Source organism: Amaricoccus macauensis, from assembly GCF_014201905.1.
GTDB classification, from domain to species: domain Bacteria; phylum Pseudomonadota; class Alphaproteobacteria; order Rhodobacterales; family Rhodobacteraceae; genus Amaricoccus; species Amaricoccus macauensis.
On the sequence record NZ_JACHFM010000002.1, the window covers coordinates 658,386 to 673,228 of the forward strand.

Here is a 14,843-nt window from a genome sequence, read left to right on the forward strand (position 1 = left end):
TCGTTTTGTCTGGAAGGGATGGTGGGCGATGCAAGGATCGAACTTGCGACATCTTCGATGTGAACGAAGCGCTCTACCGCTGAGCTAATCGCCCTTCCGGAGCGCCTGATAGCGGCAATCGGCGGGCACATCAAGGGCCGCCGGAGCGGATTTTTCCGTCAGCTCGGGCGGGGGTGAAGGCGCGCGTGACTGGTCGCCGGGCGGGAGATCGGATCGGGTCCGTAGCGGTTCGCACCGACGGTGCCGGGCAGGACGGCAAGCGCGAGGTGGAAGACGAAGCCGACGTAAGGCACGAGCCCGAGGATCGCCAGCCAGCCGCTCCAGCCGAGGTCACGGCAGCGCTGCGCAGTGACGGCGAGGCTCGCCCATGCGAGCGGGAGAATCCCGACCAGCCAGATGATCGCAACGAACGTTCCCACATCCTCGCTCGCGATGGTCCCGACGAGCACGAAGAGGACGGTGACTGCGAATAGCAGCGTCAGGCACGCAAGGAAGAAGAGGATGTAGCTCAACCGGTTGCGGCGTCCTCTGGCGCGAAGGATGTCGTCGAACACCGGCTTGGACATGGCACACCTCGGGACACGGAACTCCACCACCATGCCCGAGGCCGGGGTGATCCAGAATGCCGGTGTGCATTGATGGTTAAGCACCGCGCGAGGCCGGAGCGGCCATGTCCCGGTGCCTGAAGAGGCCCGCAAAAGCAAAAGCCCCGGCCGGAGCCGGGGCTTTCTCTCGTTCAGGTCAGTGCGCCGCGGCGCTCGGGGCTGCGGCGGCGGCCCGGGCAGCGGCTGCTGCCTCTGCCTCCATCGCCTCGTTCCACTCGATCGGCTCGGGCATCCTGACCAGCGCGTTCCTCAGCACGTCCATCACCGACGACACCGGGATGATCGCCATCCCCTGCTTCACGGTGTCGGGAATGTCCCGCAGATCCTTCACGTTGTCGCTCGGGATCATCACCGTGGTGATGCCGCCGCGGAGCGCGGCCAGCAGCTTCTCCTTCAGTCCGCCGATCGGCAGCACATTGCCGCGCAGCGTCACCTCGCCGGTCATTGCCACGTCGCGGCGGACCGGGATGCCGGTCAGTACCGAGACGATGGACGTCACCATCGCGATGCCCGCCGACGGGCCGTCCTTGGGCGTCGCGCCCTCGGGGACGTGCACGTGGATGTCGGTCGCCTCGAACATCGTCGGCTTCAGGCCGAGCTCCGGCGCCTTGGAGCGCACGAAGGACGACGCCGCGTCGATCGACTCCTTCATCACGTCGCCGAGCTTGCCGGTCGTCTTCATCCGCCCCTTGCCGGGCAGACGCAGCGCCTCGATCGAGAGGAGGTCGCCCCCCACTTCCGTCCAGGCCAGACCGGTCACGGCGCCAACCTGATCGGACGTCTCCGCGAGGCCGTACTTGAACCGGCGCACACCGAGGAACTCCTCGAGGTTCTCCGGGGTCACGGTGACCTTCGTCGACTTGCCCTTGACGATCTCGGTCACCGCCTTGCGGCAGAGCTTCGCGATCTCGCGCTCGAGGTTCCGCACGCCGGCTTCGCGGGTATAGTACCGCACGATGTCGCGCAGGGCGCCGTCGGTCAGCTCGAACTCCGCAGACTTCAGGCCGTGGCCCTTCTCCTGCTTGCCGATCAGATGCTGCCGCGCGATGCCGACCTTCTCGTCCTCGGTGTAGCCGGAGATCGAGATGATCTCCATTCGGTCGAGGAGCGGCCGCGGCATGTTGTAGCTGTTGGCCGTGGTGATGAACATCACCTGAGACAGGTCGTACTCCACCTCCAGGTAGTGATCCATGAAGGTCGCGTTCTGCTCCGGGTCGAGCACCTCAAGCATGGCGGACGCCGGATCGCCCCGGAAGTCCTGACCCATCTTGTCGATCTCGTCGAGCAGGATCAGCGGGTTGACCGTCTTCGCCTTCTTCATCGACTGGATGATCTTGCCGGGCATCGAGCCGATGTAGGTCCGCCGGTGGCCGCGGATCTCCGCCTCGTCCCGGACACCGCCGAGCGAGATACGGATGAACTCACGTCCCGTCGCCCGCGCGACCGACTTGCCGAGCGAGGTCTTGCCGACGCCGGGAGGTCCGACGAGGCAGAGGATCGGGCCCTTGAGCTTGTCGCTGCGCGACTGCACCGCGAGGAACTCGATGATCCGCTCCTTGACCTTCTCGAGGCCGTAGTGGTCGGCGTCGAGCACGGCTTCCGCATGGCCGAGATCCTTGCGGATCCGCGACTTCTTGCCCCACGGGATCGAGAGCATCCAGTCGAGGTAGTTGCGCACGACGGTGGCCTCGGCGGACATCGGCGACATGGAGCGGAGCTTCTTCACTTCCGCCAGCGCCTTGTCCTTGGCCTCCTTCGAGAGCCTGGTCTTGCCGATGCGCTCCTCGAACTCCGAGGCATCGTCCTGACCACCTTCCTCGCCGCCCAGCTCGCGCTGGATCGCCTTCATCTGCTCGTTCAGATAGTATTCGCGCTGGGTGCGCTCCATCTGCGTCTTGACGCGGCTCTTGATCTTCTTCTCGACCTTCAGGACCGACATCTCGCCCTGCATCAGGCCGTAGATCGCTTCCAGCCGCTCACCCACGTCGGCTTCCTCGAGGAGCTTCTGCTTGTCCTCGAGCTTCGGGCCGATGTGGCCGGCGACGGTGTCGGCGAGCTTCGAGGCGGGCATCGCCTCTCCCACGGCGGAGACGGCCTCCTCCGGGATGTTCCGGTTGAGCTTGGCGTAACGCTCGAACTCTTCGGAGACGGCGCGCACGAGGGCCTTGATCGCGTCCGGATCCTTCTCCGTCTCCTCGATCGTGTGGGCCTCGGCCTCGAAATAGTCTTCGTTGTCGGCGAACCGCTCGATCAGCACCCGCGCCTTGCCCTCGACCAGCACCTTCACGGTGCCGTCGGGCAGCTTCAGGAGCTGCAGGACGTTCGCGAGAACGCCGGTGCGATAGATGCCGTCGGCATTGGGCTCGTCCTCCGAGGCGTCCTTCTGGCTCGCGAGGAGGATCTGCTTGTCGTCCTTCATCACCGCTTCGAGGGCGCGCACGGACTTCTCGCGGCCCACGAAGAGCGGCACGATCATATGCGGAAAGACCACGATGTCGCGCAGCGGAAGGACGGGATAGGTGGGCGAACTGCTCTGGTCTGTCATGGACTTATTATCCTTTCTGGCAAAGCGCCCGGCCCCGACCGCTTCGGCGACGTGGGCGTTTCCTTTGCGAACAAATGGCGCCGCGGGTGCGGCGTTTCAAGTCGGAGTTTGCGGTGCCCCCGAGGGGGGTGCAAGGCGTCATCGAAGCGCCATCCTTGGACTGGCACGATCGCCCATTGCTGCGCGGGAGCGGGAAACGTCGGGCCTGCGCGGACTCCGGCGCTCCTCCTCCGGCGCCGCGGACAGGACCGCGGAACGATGGCGGCGAGTGGCATGGTCCCCATGAAGTAGGTCGGGCAGGGAAGATTGCAATTTCTCCGTCTGGCCCGGGCACGTTCGCCCCGGGGCCCTTCAGAGAAGTCTCGGCCCCGCTGATGATGAGCCCTTGATGACCAGCCGTTAACGAAACGTGACCGGCCCTGGGGCGGGTGGGAGCGCCGGCCCGCGGTGCGGCGTTCAGGCCGGGGCCCGCGCCTCGACTCTCCTGCGGAGGCGGCGCATGATGCGCAGGTCGATGCCCGAGGTGACTCAAATGATCCACGATCCGCTGTTCATTCTGGTCGCCATTGCCTGCGCGGTTGTGGTTGTGATCCTGATGGTCGGGGTCGGCGGCTTTGCCCGGGGCGGCAGTTTCAATGCGAAGTATGCGAACAAGATCATGCGGCTGCGGCTTCTGGCCCAGTTCATTGCGGTGATCCTCATCGTGCTCTTCGTCTGGGTCTCGAAGCACTGAGGGCAGTAACCGAATGGACCGGAGCGCATGGTCGTACTGAACAAGATCTACACCCGTACCGGAGACAAGGGCACGACGGCGCTGAGCAATGGGGCGCGGGTCGAGAAGGACTCGGTCCGGGTCGGCTCCTATGGCTCCGTCGACGAGGTGAACGCCACGCTCGGCCTCGCCCAGCTTCATGCGGCTGATGACATGGCGGTCGCCCTCTCCCGGGTGCAGAACGATCTCTTCGATCTGGGCGCCGATCTCGCCACTCCCGACCCCGACAAGGACGCCGAGGCGCCTTATCCCCGGCTGCGCATCGTCGCGGCGCAGGTCGAGCGGCTCGAGCGCGAGATCGACGCGATGAACGCGTCGCTGAAGCCGCTCCGGAGCTTCATTCTGCCGGGCGGCAGTGCGCTTGCATCGTATCTGCATCTCTCGCGCACGGTTTGCCGTCGGGCGGAACGCGAGGCGGTGACGCTGGCGCGGGAGGAGACGGTGAACCCGGAGGCGGTGCGCTATCTCAACCGTCTCTCGGACTGGCTCTTCGTCGCGGCGCGCGCCGCCAATCAGGGCGGCGAGGGCGACGTTCTCTGGGTGCCCGGCGCGAACCGTTGAAGCGACGGGCGTTCGCTCCCACGTAAATCATGTCCTCAGACCGCGTTCCGTCGGGACGCGGTTTCTGATTGAGTGACAGGTGAGGGGGGGCCGGATGCCAGCCCTTCGGGGGGAGCGCGAGATGTTCACGCGCGAGCGCGCGCCGTTGGTCTACACGCGGGCGGAGCTCCTGAGCGACGCCGTGGTGCACGTCGTCGGGATCCTCGCTGCTCTCGTTGCGTTTCCACTGCTCGTCTGGCTCGCGCTGACCCGGAGCGGGGATCGCGCCACGGTTCTGGCGCTGATGGTCTACGGCATTTCGGTGCTGGTGCTCCTCGTTTCCTCGGCGCTCAACAACATGCTGCGCCAGTCGGCGTGGAAGCCGCTTCTGAGCCGGGTCGACCAGTCCGCGATCTACGTGAAGATCGCCGGAAGCTACACGCCCTTTGCCGTCCTTGCCGGCACCCAGGCGGGGGTGTTCCTCACCGGGCTCTGGGGTGCCGCATTCTTCGGTGCGTGCCTCAGGCTCTCGAGCGGGGCGCGGCTCAAGTGGGCAAGCATCTTGCTCTATCTGTCGATGGGCTGGGCCGGAGCGATCCTGGGAGGTCCGATCGTCGAGGCACTGTCGCCGACCGCGGCCCTGCTGATCCTGGCGGCCGGGCTCACCTACACGGTCGGAGTGGTCTTCTTCGTCTGGGAGCGGCTGCCGTTTCACAACACCATCTGGCACGTCTTCGTGCTGGCAGGCAGCTGCGTGCTCTACGCCGCGGTGCTCGTCGAGGTTTCGAGCCGCATGACCGCCTGAACCCGCCACCCGAGCGGCAGGGCGTGTCGCGGGACGCACCTGGAACGGCGCATACCGCCTTGCACGGCCCGTCCTCAATCCGTAGACCGGCGGACGGTTGAGGCCGCGTGTGGGCGGTCGATCAGGTCGGCGTCAGGGGGCTTGCCCATGAAGATCCTTGTGCCCGTTAAGCGGGTGATTGACTACAACGTGAAGGTCCGGGTGAAGGCCGACGGGTCGGGCGTTGATCTTGCGAACGTCAAGATGAGCATGAACCCGTTCGACGAGATCGCCGTGGAAGAGGCGATCCGTCTGAAGGAGAAGGGCGCGGCCTCTGAGGTGATCGCAGTCTCGATCGGGGTGAAGCAGGCGCAGGAGACGTTGCGCACGGCGCTGGCGATGGGGGCGGATCGCGCGATCCTCGTCATCGCGGCGGAGGATGCCGCGACCGACATCGAGCCGCTGGCGGTGGCGAAGATCCTCAAGGGTGTCGCCGAGGCCGAGGGCGCGGGGCTGGTTCTCGCCGGCAAGCAGGCGATCGACAACGACATGAACGCGACGGGCCAGATGCTGGCGGCGCTGCTCGGCTGGCCGCAGGCGACCTTCGCCTCGAAGGTCGAGATCGGCGACGGCAAGGCCGAGGTGACCCGCGAGGTGGACGGCGGCCTGCAGACGATCGCGGTCAACCTGCCGGCGGTGGTGACGGTGGACCTGCGGCTGAACGAGCCGCGTTACGCGAGCCTGCCGAACATCATGAAGGCGAAGAAGAAGCCGCTCGAGGAGAAGACGCCGGCCGACTACGGCGTGGACGTCAGCCCGCGGCTGAAGGTGGTGAAGGTCGCCGAGCCCGGCTCGCGCAAGGCCGGTGTGAAGGTCGGCTCGGTCGACGAGCTGGTGGCGAAGCTGAAGACCGAAGCGGGGGTGATCTGATGGCGGTTCTCGTTCTCGCAAAGCACGACAACGCCCACCTGAACGACGCGACCGCGAAGACCGTGACCGCGGCGAAGGCGATGGGGGGCGACATCACCGTCCTCGTCGCCGGTGAAGGCGCGGGCGCCGTCGCCGAGGAAGCCGCGAAGCTCGACGGGGTGGCGAAGGTTCTCCACGTGGAGAGTGCCGCCTACGGCCACCGCCTCGCCGAGCCGCTGACCGATCTCGTGGTCTCGCTCGCCGGCGACTACGAGCACATCGTCTTCCCGGCCACCACCTCCGGCAAGAACGTGGCGCCGCGGGTGGCGGCACTGCTCGACGTGATGGTGATTTCCGACATCACCGGCGTCGTCTCGGGGGACACCTTCGAGCGGCCGATCTACGCCGGCAACGCCATCCAGACGGTGCAGTCCTCCGACGCGAAGAAGGTCGTGACCGTGCGTCCGGCGAACTTTGCCGCGACGGGCGAGCAGGCGGCGGCGGCGGTCGAGACCGGGACGGCGGGTGCCGACGGCGGGATCTCGGCCTGGGTCGAGGACAAGGTGGCGGCGTCCGACCGGCCGGAGCTCACGAGCGCGAAGATCGTGGTCTCGGGCGGCCGCGGCGTCGGTTCGGAGGAGAACTTCCGCATCATCGAGGCGCTGGCCGACAAGCTCGGCGCGGCGGTCGGCGCGAGCCGGGCGGCGGTCGACTCAGGCTTCGCCCCGAACGACCTGCAGGTCGGCCAGACGGGCAAGGTGGTGGCGCCCGAGCTCTACATCGCCATCGGCATCTCCGGCGCGATCCAGCACCTCGCCGGCATGAAGGACTCCAAGGTCATCGTCGCCATCAACAAGGACGAGGAAGCCCCGATCTTCCAGGTCGCCGACTACGGCCTCGTCGGAGACCTCTTCCAGATCGTCCCCGAGCTTGAAAAGAAGCTCGGCTGACGCCTGGCCTGAAGACATCAAGAGGCCGTCGCGCGCCCGCGCGGCGGCCTTTTTGATTCCGCTTCGTGCGTCGAAATCCGGCCGCATATCGCCGCGATGTGGCGCATCCCTGCAATTCACGGCGCGACGTTTCACGGCCTGACGTTTCTGAATCTCGCCCACGGCGCGGAAGGCTGCGCCGCGTTGTCGCATCGGTTCGTGAACCTGCCGCATCCGTTCTATACGGCGGCGAGCGCGCGTGAAACAACGCGCGGGACCACTCTCCCGGACCGCCGCCAGTCGAGGAAAAGCATGAAGACCTTTGTTCTGACCGTCACCTGCCAGTCCCGGCGCGGCATCGTCGCGGCCATCTCCGGGTTCCTGTCGGACAAGGGCTGCAACATCACCGACGCGGCGCAGTTCGACGACGCCGAGACCGGCCGGTTCTTCACCCGGGTGACGTTCGTCTCCGAAACCGGTGCCACCCATGACGACCTTCTGGCGGGCTTCGGGCCGGTCGCGGAGTCGTTCGGGATGGAGTGGGCGATCGACGACACCGGGACGAAGATGAAGATCATCGTCATGGTGTCGAACTTCGGCCACTGCCTGAACGATCTGCTCTACCGCTGGCGCATCGGGGCGCTGCCGGTCGACATCGTCGCGGTGGTATCGAACCACATGACCTATCAGAAGGTCGTGGTGAATCACGACATTCCCTTCCACCAGATTCGGGTGACCAAGACGAACAAGCCCGAGGCCGAGGCGCAACTGCTCGCGCTCGTCGAGGAGACCGGCGCCGAGCTGATCGTGCTCGCGCGCTACATGCAGGTGCTCTCGGACGCGCTCTGCCAGAAGATGTCCGGGCGGATCATCAACATCCACCATTCGTTCCTGCCGTCCTTCAAGGGGGCGAACCCCTACAAGCAGGCCTTCGAGCGCGGGGTGAAGCTGATCGGTGCGACGGCGCACTATGTCACTGCCGATCTCGATGAGGGTCCGATCATCGAGCAGGACACGGTGCGCATCACCCACGCCCAGAGCCCGGACGACTACGTCTCGCTCGGGCGCGACGTTGAGGCCTCGGTGCTCGCCCGGGCGGTCCACGCGCATATCCACCACCGCTCGTTCCTGAACGGCAACAAGACGGTGGTTTTCCCTGCCTCTCCGGGGTCCTACGCCTCCGAGCGCATGGGCTGACCCGGCGCCGCCGGGCCGATCTGCGATTTCGCATGTTTGCGGGGCGTGTTACGCAGGGCCATGCGAAAAGGTACACTGAAATGGGATGACCTGCGGGTCTTCCTGGCCGTGGTCCGCGAAGGCCGGCTGCAGTCAGCGGGGAAGCTCCTCGGGCTTGATCCGACCACGGCGGGGCGTCGCATCGCGGCGCTCGAGACGGCCCTTGGTCAGCGGCTCTTCGAGCGCACGGCTGACGGCTACGTGCCGACGGAGGCCGGGCGCGAACTGGTGGCGCCGGCGCAGGCAATGGAGGCTCAGGCCGCCGCGCTGCTCGGTGCCGCGACCGGCAAGGCGGAGGGGCTGTCCGGCACGGTGCGCATCAACGCGCCGGACGGGGTGACGAACTATCTGCTGGTCGACGCCTGCGAGGCGCTCGTGCGGGACAATCCGGATCTGCAGGTGCAGGTGGTGGCGGTGCCGCGGGTCTTTTCCATGTCGCAGGGCGAGGCGGACCTCACCATCACTGTCTCCCCGCCGACGACCGGGCGTCTTACCGTGCGCAAGATCGCCGACTACCGCCTGCATCTCTATGCCCGTGCCGACCTGGTGGCAGCCGTCGGGCCGGTCAGGACCATGGAAGATCTGCGCGGCGTGCGGGGCATCGGCTACATCTCGGACATGGTCTTCGACCGGGAGCTCGACTACTATTCGATGATCGGCCGGGAGGGCGAGCCGGCCCTGAGCTCGAACAGCCTCATCACGCAGATCCGCTGGTGTCTGAGCGGCTATGGCATCTGCATCCTGCCGGAGTTCATCGGCCGACGGCACGCCGAACTCGTCGAGCTCCTCGCCGACGACATCCGCCTGACCCGGAGCTTCTATCTCGTGCTGCACCAGAAGGACGCGCGCGACGATCGGATCAATCGAATGGCCGATGTCGTGGTGCGCTGGGTGCGTGACGCGCTCACCCCGTGAGCACACGGGCCGCGTGTGAAGGTGTTGCGACGGGATCGTCCCGGAGAAACCGTTGCGGCGCTGGCTTCTCTTGACTTGCTGGTGCCGCGCTGGGAGAGTTTCCGAGGGCCAGAACGCGGGGAAATTCCAAAGATGATCAACGTCCGCCATATCGTCGGGATGAAATCAACGACCCAGATCCTGAGCGTGAAGCCGACAGATCTGGTGCAGGACGTGACGCAGTTGCTTGCGAAGTATCGGATCGGCGCTGTGATTGTCAGCCGGGATGGCGATATCGTCGACGGGATCCTGTCGGAACGCGACATCGTCCGAGCGCTTGGCACCCGCGGCGCGAGCGTGCTTCAGGAGCGTGCACAGGATCTGATGACCTCGGTGGTGATCGGCTGCAAGCCGGAGGATCCGGCGCTCGACGTGCTCGAGAAGATGACCGATGGACGCTTCCGCCACATGCCGGTGATCGAGGAGAACCGGATGGTTGCGGTCATCTCGATCGGAGACGTGGTGAAGGCGCGCATCCAGGAAATCCAGTCGGAGAATGCCGCTCTGACCGACATGATTTCGAACAGCTGGTAGTTCTTCTGGTGCCAACGCACCTTGACCGGAACCGCACGGCATTGTTGCTGCCTCAGGCCGGTTCGACTGGCCGGGGCAAAGGGGAATTACTGTGATGCGGATCGGGCTCTATCCGGGGACGTTTGATCCCCTGACGCTTGGGCATATCGACATCATCCGGCGCGCGTGCAGCCTGGTCGACCGGCTGGTGATCGGGATTGCCGTCAATCGCGACAAGGGGCCGATGTTCACGCTCGAGGAGCGGGTGGAGACGGTGGAGCGGGAATGCGCGCCCATCGCGCGCAGTACCGAGACCGAGATCGTCGCGCACCCGTTCGAGAACCTGCTGATCCACTGCGCGGAAGAGGTGAACGCGCATGTGATCATCCGAGGCCTGCGCGCCGTCTCCGACTTCGAGTACGAGTTTCAGATGGTCGGCATGAACCGGGCGATGAACGACACGATCGAGACGGTGTTTCTGATGGCCGACGCACATCATCAGGCGATTGCCTCGCGGCTGGTGAAGGAGATTGCCCGGCTGGGCGGCGACGTGCGGCGCTTCGTGCCGCCGCTGGTCGTCGAGGAACTGCTCCAGCGGCTGCGCGAGCAAAAGTTGGCGGCTGCGGCCGTTTGAACCTTTCCGCCGCGGGCCACCCGGCCTAGGGTCCGCGGCCGAATGGGCTGATACGGAGGACGAAGCAATGGCCGATCCCGAGAACACGCTGGTGATCGAACTCAAGGACGGCGGCGCCGTCGAGATCGAGATGCTGCCCGATGTGGCACCGAAGCACGTGGAGCGGATCAAGGCGTTGGCGCGTGCCGGCGAATACGACAACGTTGCCTTCCATCGGGTGATCGAGGGCTTCATGGCGCAGACCGGCGACGTGGAGAACGGCGACATGGAGGACGGCTTCAACATCCGCCGGGCCGGCACGGGCGGGTCGAGCCAGCCGGACCTTCCGGCGGAATTCTCGAAGCTGCCGTTCGACCGGGGCGCGGTCGGCATGGCGCGTTCGCAGAACCCGAACAGCGGCAACAGCCAGTTCTTCATCATGTTCCAGGACGGCCACTTCCTGAACGGCCAGTACACCGTATGGGGCCGCGTCACGAAGGGTATGGAGCACGTGGACAACATCACCCGTGGCGAGCCGCCGGCAAGCCCCGACCGGATGGTGAAGGTCCGGGTGGCGGCCGACGCATGAGGAGGCTCGCGCTTGGCCTCGCAGTCGTCGCCCTTGGCGCGACTGCGGCTGCGGCCGATACGCTCCAGATCGACGTCGACGGCTCGGTCAAGGGAACTGTCGAGATCGAACTCCTGCCGGAGGTCGCACCGCAGCATGTGGCGCAGATCGAGGCGCTGGCGAAGGCCGGCGCCTATGACGGGGTGGTGTTCCACCGGGTGATCGAAGGCTTCATGGCGCAGACCGGCGACGTGCAGTTCGGCAAGAAGGGCTCGCCGAACATCGCGCAGGCGGGAATGGGCGGGTCGGACATGCCGGACCTGAAGGCGGAGTTCTCCGACCTCAAGTTCGAGCGGGGCACCGTCGGCATGGCGCGCGCGATGGATCCCGACTCGGCGAACAGTCAGTTCTTCATCATGTTTGAGCCTGCGCCGAGCCTCGATGGGCAGTATACTGTCGTGGGCAAGGTCATCTCCGGCCAGGACGTGGTCGATCAGATCCGGCGGGGCGACGGGCCCAACGGTGAGGTCAGTGATCCCGACTGGATGGCGAAAGTCACGGTGAAGGCCGACTGAGAAGGAGAAGCAACGATGGCGAAGCCGGATCTCGACGAGCGGATGAAGGCGCTCGAGGCTGCAATCGAGTCGGCGCGATCACGGCTCGTTGGTCGCGATGAGTTCGCGGGCGACGACATCGGTGATCTGCTCGCGACCATCAACCACGATTTCGACAAGGTCGCCCATGACGATGTGGCCGCCGCCCATGCCCGCTACGACGCGATCGAGAAGCGGCTTGCGGCGGTGCAGGGCCGGATTGACAGCGCCGCGTCGAAAGACTGACGCAGTCGGCGCGGCCTTCGTGGCCGCGCCGATGTCACGACCGGCCAGGGGGGAGGCGTGTTGTTTCGGATCGCGACGTTGGAGGACATCCGCGCCGTTGAGGCAGAGATGCCATGGTCTGAACGGCTGCACGCCTCCTCGCTCTACGACCAATTGGTCCTGACCACCGAGCGGTTCCCGGGACGCCCGGCGCTCACCTTTCAGCTTCGCAGCCGCCCTTCCGACAAGGTCGTGACGCTCGACTGGACGACGTTCCGGGCGGACGTCACCCGGGCAGCCAACCTGTTCCGGCGTCTTGGCGTCGGCGACGGCGACACGGTCGCCTTCGTGCTGCCGAACACGATCGAGACGGCGGTGACGATCCTCGCCGGTTCGACCGCCGGTATCGTCATGCCGATAAACCCGCTGCTGCCCCCGGAGCATATCGCCCATCTCCTGCGGGACGCTGGCGCGCGGGTGGTGGTGACGCTCACGCCGTTTCCGAAGTCTGATCTCGCGGACCGGGTCGCCGAAGCGGTCGCGCTGGCACCGGATGTGCGGACGGTGGTGGAGGTCGATCTTCGCCGCTATCTGTCCGGAGCGCTCCGGATCCTCGTGCCGCTGCTCCGGCCACGCCGGCGGGTCAGCCATCACGCGGAGACCGTCGATTTCTGGTCGGCGCTCGGTCGGGAGCGTGGGGACGCGCTCGATTTCGTCGAGACCAAGGGCGACCGGATCTGCGCACGCTTTCATACCGGCGGCACCACCGGCCTGCCGAAGCTCGCACAGCACCGGGCGAGCGGAATCCTCTACAACGGCTGGTGCGGCGCGTCCTACGCATTCACCGAAGCCGACGTGCTCCTGTGCCCGCTGCCGCTGTTTCACGTCTTTGCCGCCTACCCGGTGCTGGCGTCGTGCCTCTTGTCGGGTGCGAGCATGGTGATGCCGACACCCATGGGCTACCGCGGCGACGGGGTTCTCGACAACTTCTGGAAGCTGATCGAGCGGCACCGGGTGACGTTCCTCATCGCCGTGCCGACAGCGGTCGCGGCGCTGATGCAGCGCAAGGTCGATGCCGATGTCTCGACCCTGCGGCTGGCGATCTGCGGCTCGTCGGCAATGCCCGTCGAGCTCTTCCGCCGCTTCGAGGAGGCGGCCGGGGTCACGGTGATCGAGGGGTACGGGATGACCGAGGCGACCTGCCTCGTCGCCGTCAATCCGCCGTTCGGTGAGCGCCGGGTCGGCAGCGTCGGTCTGCCGGTGCCCTATACCGAGGTCAGGATCCTGCACTGTGACAGCGAGGGCCGCGTGGTGCGGACCTGTGGCACGGAGGAGGTGGGCGAAATCTGCCTGCGAGCGCCCGGCGTGCACGCGGAGATCTACACCGACCCCCGGCTCAACCGGAAGACCTTCGCGGACGGCGGCTTTCTTCGCACCGGAGACCTCGGGCGGCTCGACGCGGAGGGGTATCTCTGGATCACCGGCCGGGCGAAGGATCTCATCATCCGGGGTGGCCACAATATCGATCCCGCAGTGATCGAGGAGGCGCTCATGCGCCACCCGCACGTCGCCTTTGCCGGCGCGATCGGCCAGCCCGACCCGCTGTCGGGCGAGGTACCGGCCGCCTATGTCGAGCTTGTCGCCGGAGAGAGCATCGAGCCGGAGGCGCTGATCGCCCATGTGCGGGCACAGGCGCTGGAGCCGGCAGCCTTGCCGAAGCACCTCGAGATCCTGCCAGAGTTGCCGAAGACGGCGGTTGGCAAGATCTTCAAGCCCGACCTGCGGCGCAGGGCGATCACCCGGGTCTTCGACGCGGCGCTTGCCGCGGCGGGAAGCGAGGCGCGGGTCACCGAGGTGGTCGAGGATCGGCGTCGTGGCCTGGTTGCGCGCATTCGTCCGGGGGCCGGTGGTCCCGACGATGCCGCGGCCGCGGGGGCTCTCGGCGGCTTCGCGGTGGCATGGGAATGGGTCAGGCCGGAGGGGCCCGCCGACCCCTGAGCCGCCGCCGTTGGCTGATGTCTGCTCTTGCCTGTCGGCCCGGACTTGCCCACTAGAGGCATGAGCGCGCCTGCGGAGGGATGCCGATGATCTTTGGGTACACCGTTGAGAATGGGCGACTTCGGGAGAGACCATCGCCCGAGCAGAGCCTGGCGGACCTCGTCTGGATCGATCTCGACAACCCGACGCGCGAGGAGGAGAAGGCAATCGAGGCGGCACTCGGCTTTGAGGTACCAACGCCCGCGGAGATGCACGAGATCGAGGTGTCGAGCCGGCTCTACATCGAAGACGGCGCGGCCTTCATGACCGCGAACCTGCCGGTGCACTTCGAGACGGACGAGCCGGAGCTTGCGCCGGTGACGTTCGTGCTGAAATCGGGGCGGCTGCTGACGCTGCGCTATCACCAGCCCCGGACGTTTCGCACCTTCATCACCCGCGCCGAGCGGGTGGATGTGGGCTGCACCAACGGGCTGACCGTGCTTCTCGGGCTCCTTGAGGTGGTGATCGACCGGGTGGCCGACATCATCGAAGGGGTCGGGCGCGAGGTCGAGGCGCTCTCGCGCACCATCTTCCGCTCGCAGCCGAGCCGGCCGGGCAAGGGCCCGGACTATACTGGCATCCTGCGCGGGCTCGGGCGGCAGGGCGACCTGCTTGCGGGCGGGATCGACAGTCTGGTGACGCTTGAGCGCATCATCGCCTTTCTGTCGGCCGGCAGCGTGGCGAACGCCGACAAGGATGGACGGGTCCGGCTGAAGTCCGCCGGTCGCGACGCGCGGTTCCTTGCGGAACACTCGAATGCGCTCCTGCAGAAGCTGAACTTCCTGCTCGACGCCACGCTTGGCATGATCTCGATCGAGCAGAACAACATCATCAAGATCTTTTCGGTGGCCGCGGTGGTGTTCCTGCCGCCGACCCTCATCGCCTCGATCTACGGGATGAATTTCGTGCTGATGCCGGAACTGGAGTGGGTCGCGGGCTACCCCTTCGCGATCGGTCTCATGGTGCTCTCGGCCGTGGTGTCCTACGGAATCTTCAAGTCGCGCGGCTGGCTCTGAAGCG

16 protein-coding genes and 1 tRNA gene are annotated in these 14,843 nt (G+C 66.4%); 14 read left to right on the forward strand and 3 right to left on the reverse strand.

The window, feature by feature from the left end; genetic code table 11:
* Window positions 1–19: 19 nt before the first annotated feature.
* The 3 genes from HNP73_RS10650 to lon form a co-directional block, all read right to left on the reverse strand.
* A tRNA-Val gene (locus tag HNP73_RS10650) sits at window positions 20–94 on the reverse strand.
* A 64-nt stretch (window positions 95–158) separates the two neighbouring features.
* The gene (locus HNP73_RS10655; protein ID WP_184148699.1) at window positions 159–566 is read right to left on the reverse strand and encodes a DUF805 domain-containing protein; all 408 of its coding nucleotides are present in this window, start codon (window positions 564–566) and stop codon (window positions 159–161) included.
* 175 nt (window positions 567–741) lie between these two features.
* Window positions 742–3,150, reverse strand: a complete 2,409-nt coding sequence (lon, locus tag HNP73_RS10660; RefSeq protein WP_184148702.1) for an endopeptidase La — start codon at window positions 3,148–3,150, stop codon at window positions 742–744.
* A gap of 532 nt (window positions 3,151–3,682) precedes the next feature.
* On the opposite strand from lon, the gene HNP73_RS10665 reads away from it, so the two are divergent.
* The 14 genes from HNP73_RS10665 to HNP73_RS10730 all read left to right on the forward strand — a co-directional run bounded on the left by HNP73_RS10665 (window position 3,683) and on the right by HNP73_RS10730 (window position 14,839).
* Window positions 3,683–3,883 carry a twin transmembrane helix small protein gene (locus HNP73_RS10665; RefSeq protein WP_184150619.1) on the forward strand — a complete coding sequence of 67 codons (201 nt, stop codon included), beginning with the start codon at window positions 3,683–3,685 and terminating at the stop codon, window positions 3,881–3,883.
* 27 nt (window positions 3,884–3,910) lie between these two features.
* The gene (locus HNP73_RS10670; protein ID WP_184148705.1) at window positions 3,911–4,483 is read left to right on the forward strand and encodes a cob(I)yrinic acid a,c-diamide adenosyltransferase; all 573 of its coding nucleotides are present in this window, start codon (window positions 3,911–3,913) and stop codon (window positions 4,481–4,483) included.
* Window positions 4,484–4,577: 94 nt separating this feature from the next.
* Window positions 4,578–5,267, forward strand: a complete 690-nt coding sequence (gene trhA / locus HNP73_RS10675) for a PAQR family membrane homeostasis protein TrhA (protein ID WP_184148708.1) — start codon at window positions 4,578–4,580, stop codon at window positions 5,265–5,267.
* Window positions 5,268–5,414: 147 nt separating this feature from the next.
* Window positions 5,415–6,176, forward strand: a complete 762-nt coding sequence (locus HNP73_RS10680) for an electron transfer flavoprotein subunit beta/FixA family protein (RefSeq protein WP_184148711.1) — start codon at window positions 5,415–5,417, stop codon at window positions 6,174–6,176.
* Window positions 6,176–7,105 (forward strand): electron transfer flavoprotein subunit alpha/FixB family protein, encoded by a 930-nt coding sequence (locus tag HNP73_RS10685; protein WP_184148714.1) that lies wholly within the window; start codon window positions 6,176–6,178, stop codon window positions 7,103–7,105. The genes HNP73_RS10680 and HNP73_RS10685 overlap by 1 nt, the downstream gene beginning before the upstream one ends.
* Before the next feature lie 291 nt (window positions 7,106–7,396).
* On the forward strand, window positions 7,397–8,281 hold the full coding sequence (gene purU / locus HNP73_RS10690) for a formyltetrahydrofolate deformylase (protein WP_184148717.1): 885 nt from the start codon (window positions 7,397–7,399) through the stop codon (window positions 8,279–8,281).
* Window positions 8,282–8,341: 60 nt separating this feature from the next.
* A complete protein-coding gene (locus tag HNP73_RS10695) occupies window positions 8,342–9,235 on the forward strand; it encodes a LysR family transcriptional regulator (RefSeq protein ID WP_246399721.1) in 894 nt (297 codons plus the stop codon).
* A gap of 132 nt (window positions 9,236–9,367) precedes the next feature.
* Complete coding sequence (locus HNP73_RS10700; protein WP_184148720.1) at window positions 9,368–9,808, forward strand: CBS domain-containing protein; 441 nt, start codon at window positions 9,368–9,370, stop codon at window positions 9,806–9,808.
* A gap of 94 nt (window positions 9,809–9,902) precedes the next feature.
* Window positions 9,903–10,421, forward strand: coding sequence for a pantetheine-phosphate adenylyltransferase (coaD, locus tag HNP73_RS10705; protein WP_184148723.1), 519 nt, complete (start codon window positions 9,903–9,905; stop codon window positions 10,419–10,421).
* A gap of 67 nt (window positions 10,422–10,488) precedes the next feature.
* Complete coding sequence (locus tag HNP73_RS10710) at window positions 10,489–10,989, forward strand: peptidylprolyl isomerase (protein ID WP_184148726.1); 501 nt, start codon at window positions 10,489–10,491, stop codon at window positions 10,987–10,989.
* Window positions 10,986–11,543, forward strand: coding sequence for a peptidylprolyl isomerase (locus HNP73_RS10715; protein WP_184148729.1), 558 nt, complete (start codon window positions 10,986–10,988; stop codon window positions 11,541–11,543). The genes HNP73_RS10710 and HNP73_RS10715 overlap by 4 nt, the downstream gene beginning before the upstream one ends.
* 15 nt (window positions 11,544–11,558) lie before the next feature.
* Window positions 11,559–11,807 carry a hypothetical protein gene (locus HNP73_RS10720; protein WP_184148732.1) on the forward strand — a complete coding sequence of 83 codons (249 nt, stop codon included), beginning with the start codon at window positions 11,559–11,561 and terminating at the stop codon, window positions 11,805–11,807.
* A 60-nt stretch (window positions 11,808–11,867) separates the two neighbouring features.
* Entirely contained in the window at window positions 11,868–13,784 is a 1,917-nt protein-coding gene (locus tag HNP73_RS10725; protein ID WP_184148734.1) for an acyl-CoA synthetase, read from the forward strand.
* Between the two features lie 86 nt (window positions 13,785–13,870).
* Window positions 13,871–14,839, forward strand: coding sequence for a magnesium transporter CorA family protein (locus HNP73_RS10730; protein WP_184148737.1), 969 nt, complete (start codon window positions 13,871–13,873; stop codon window positions 14,837–14,839).
* Window positions 14,840–14,843: the final 4 nt, after the last annotated feature.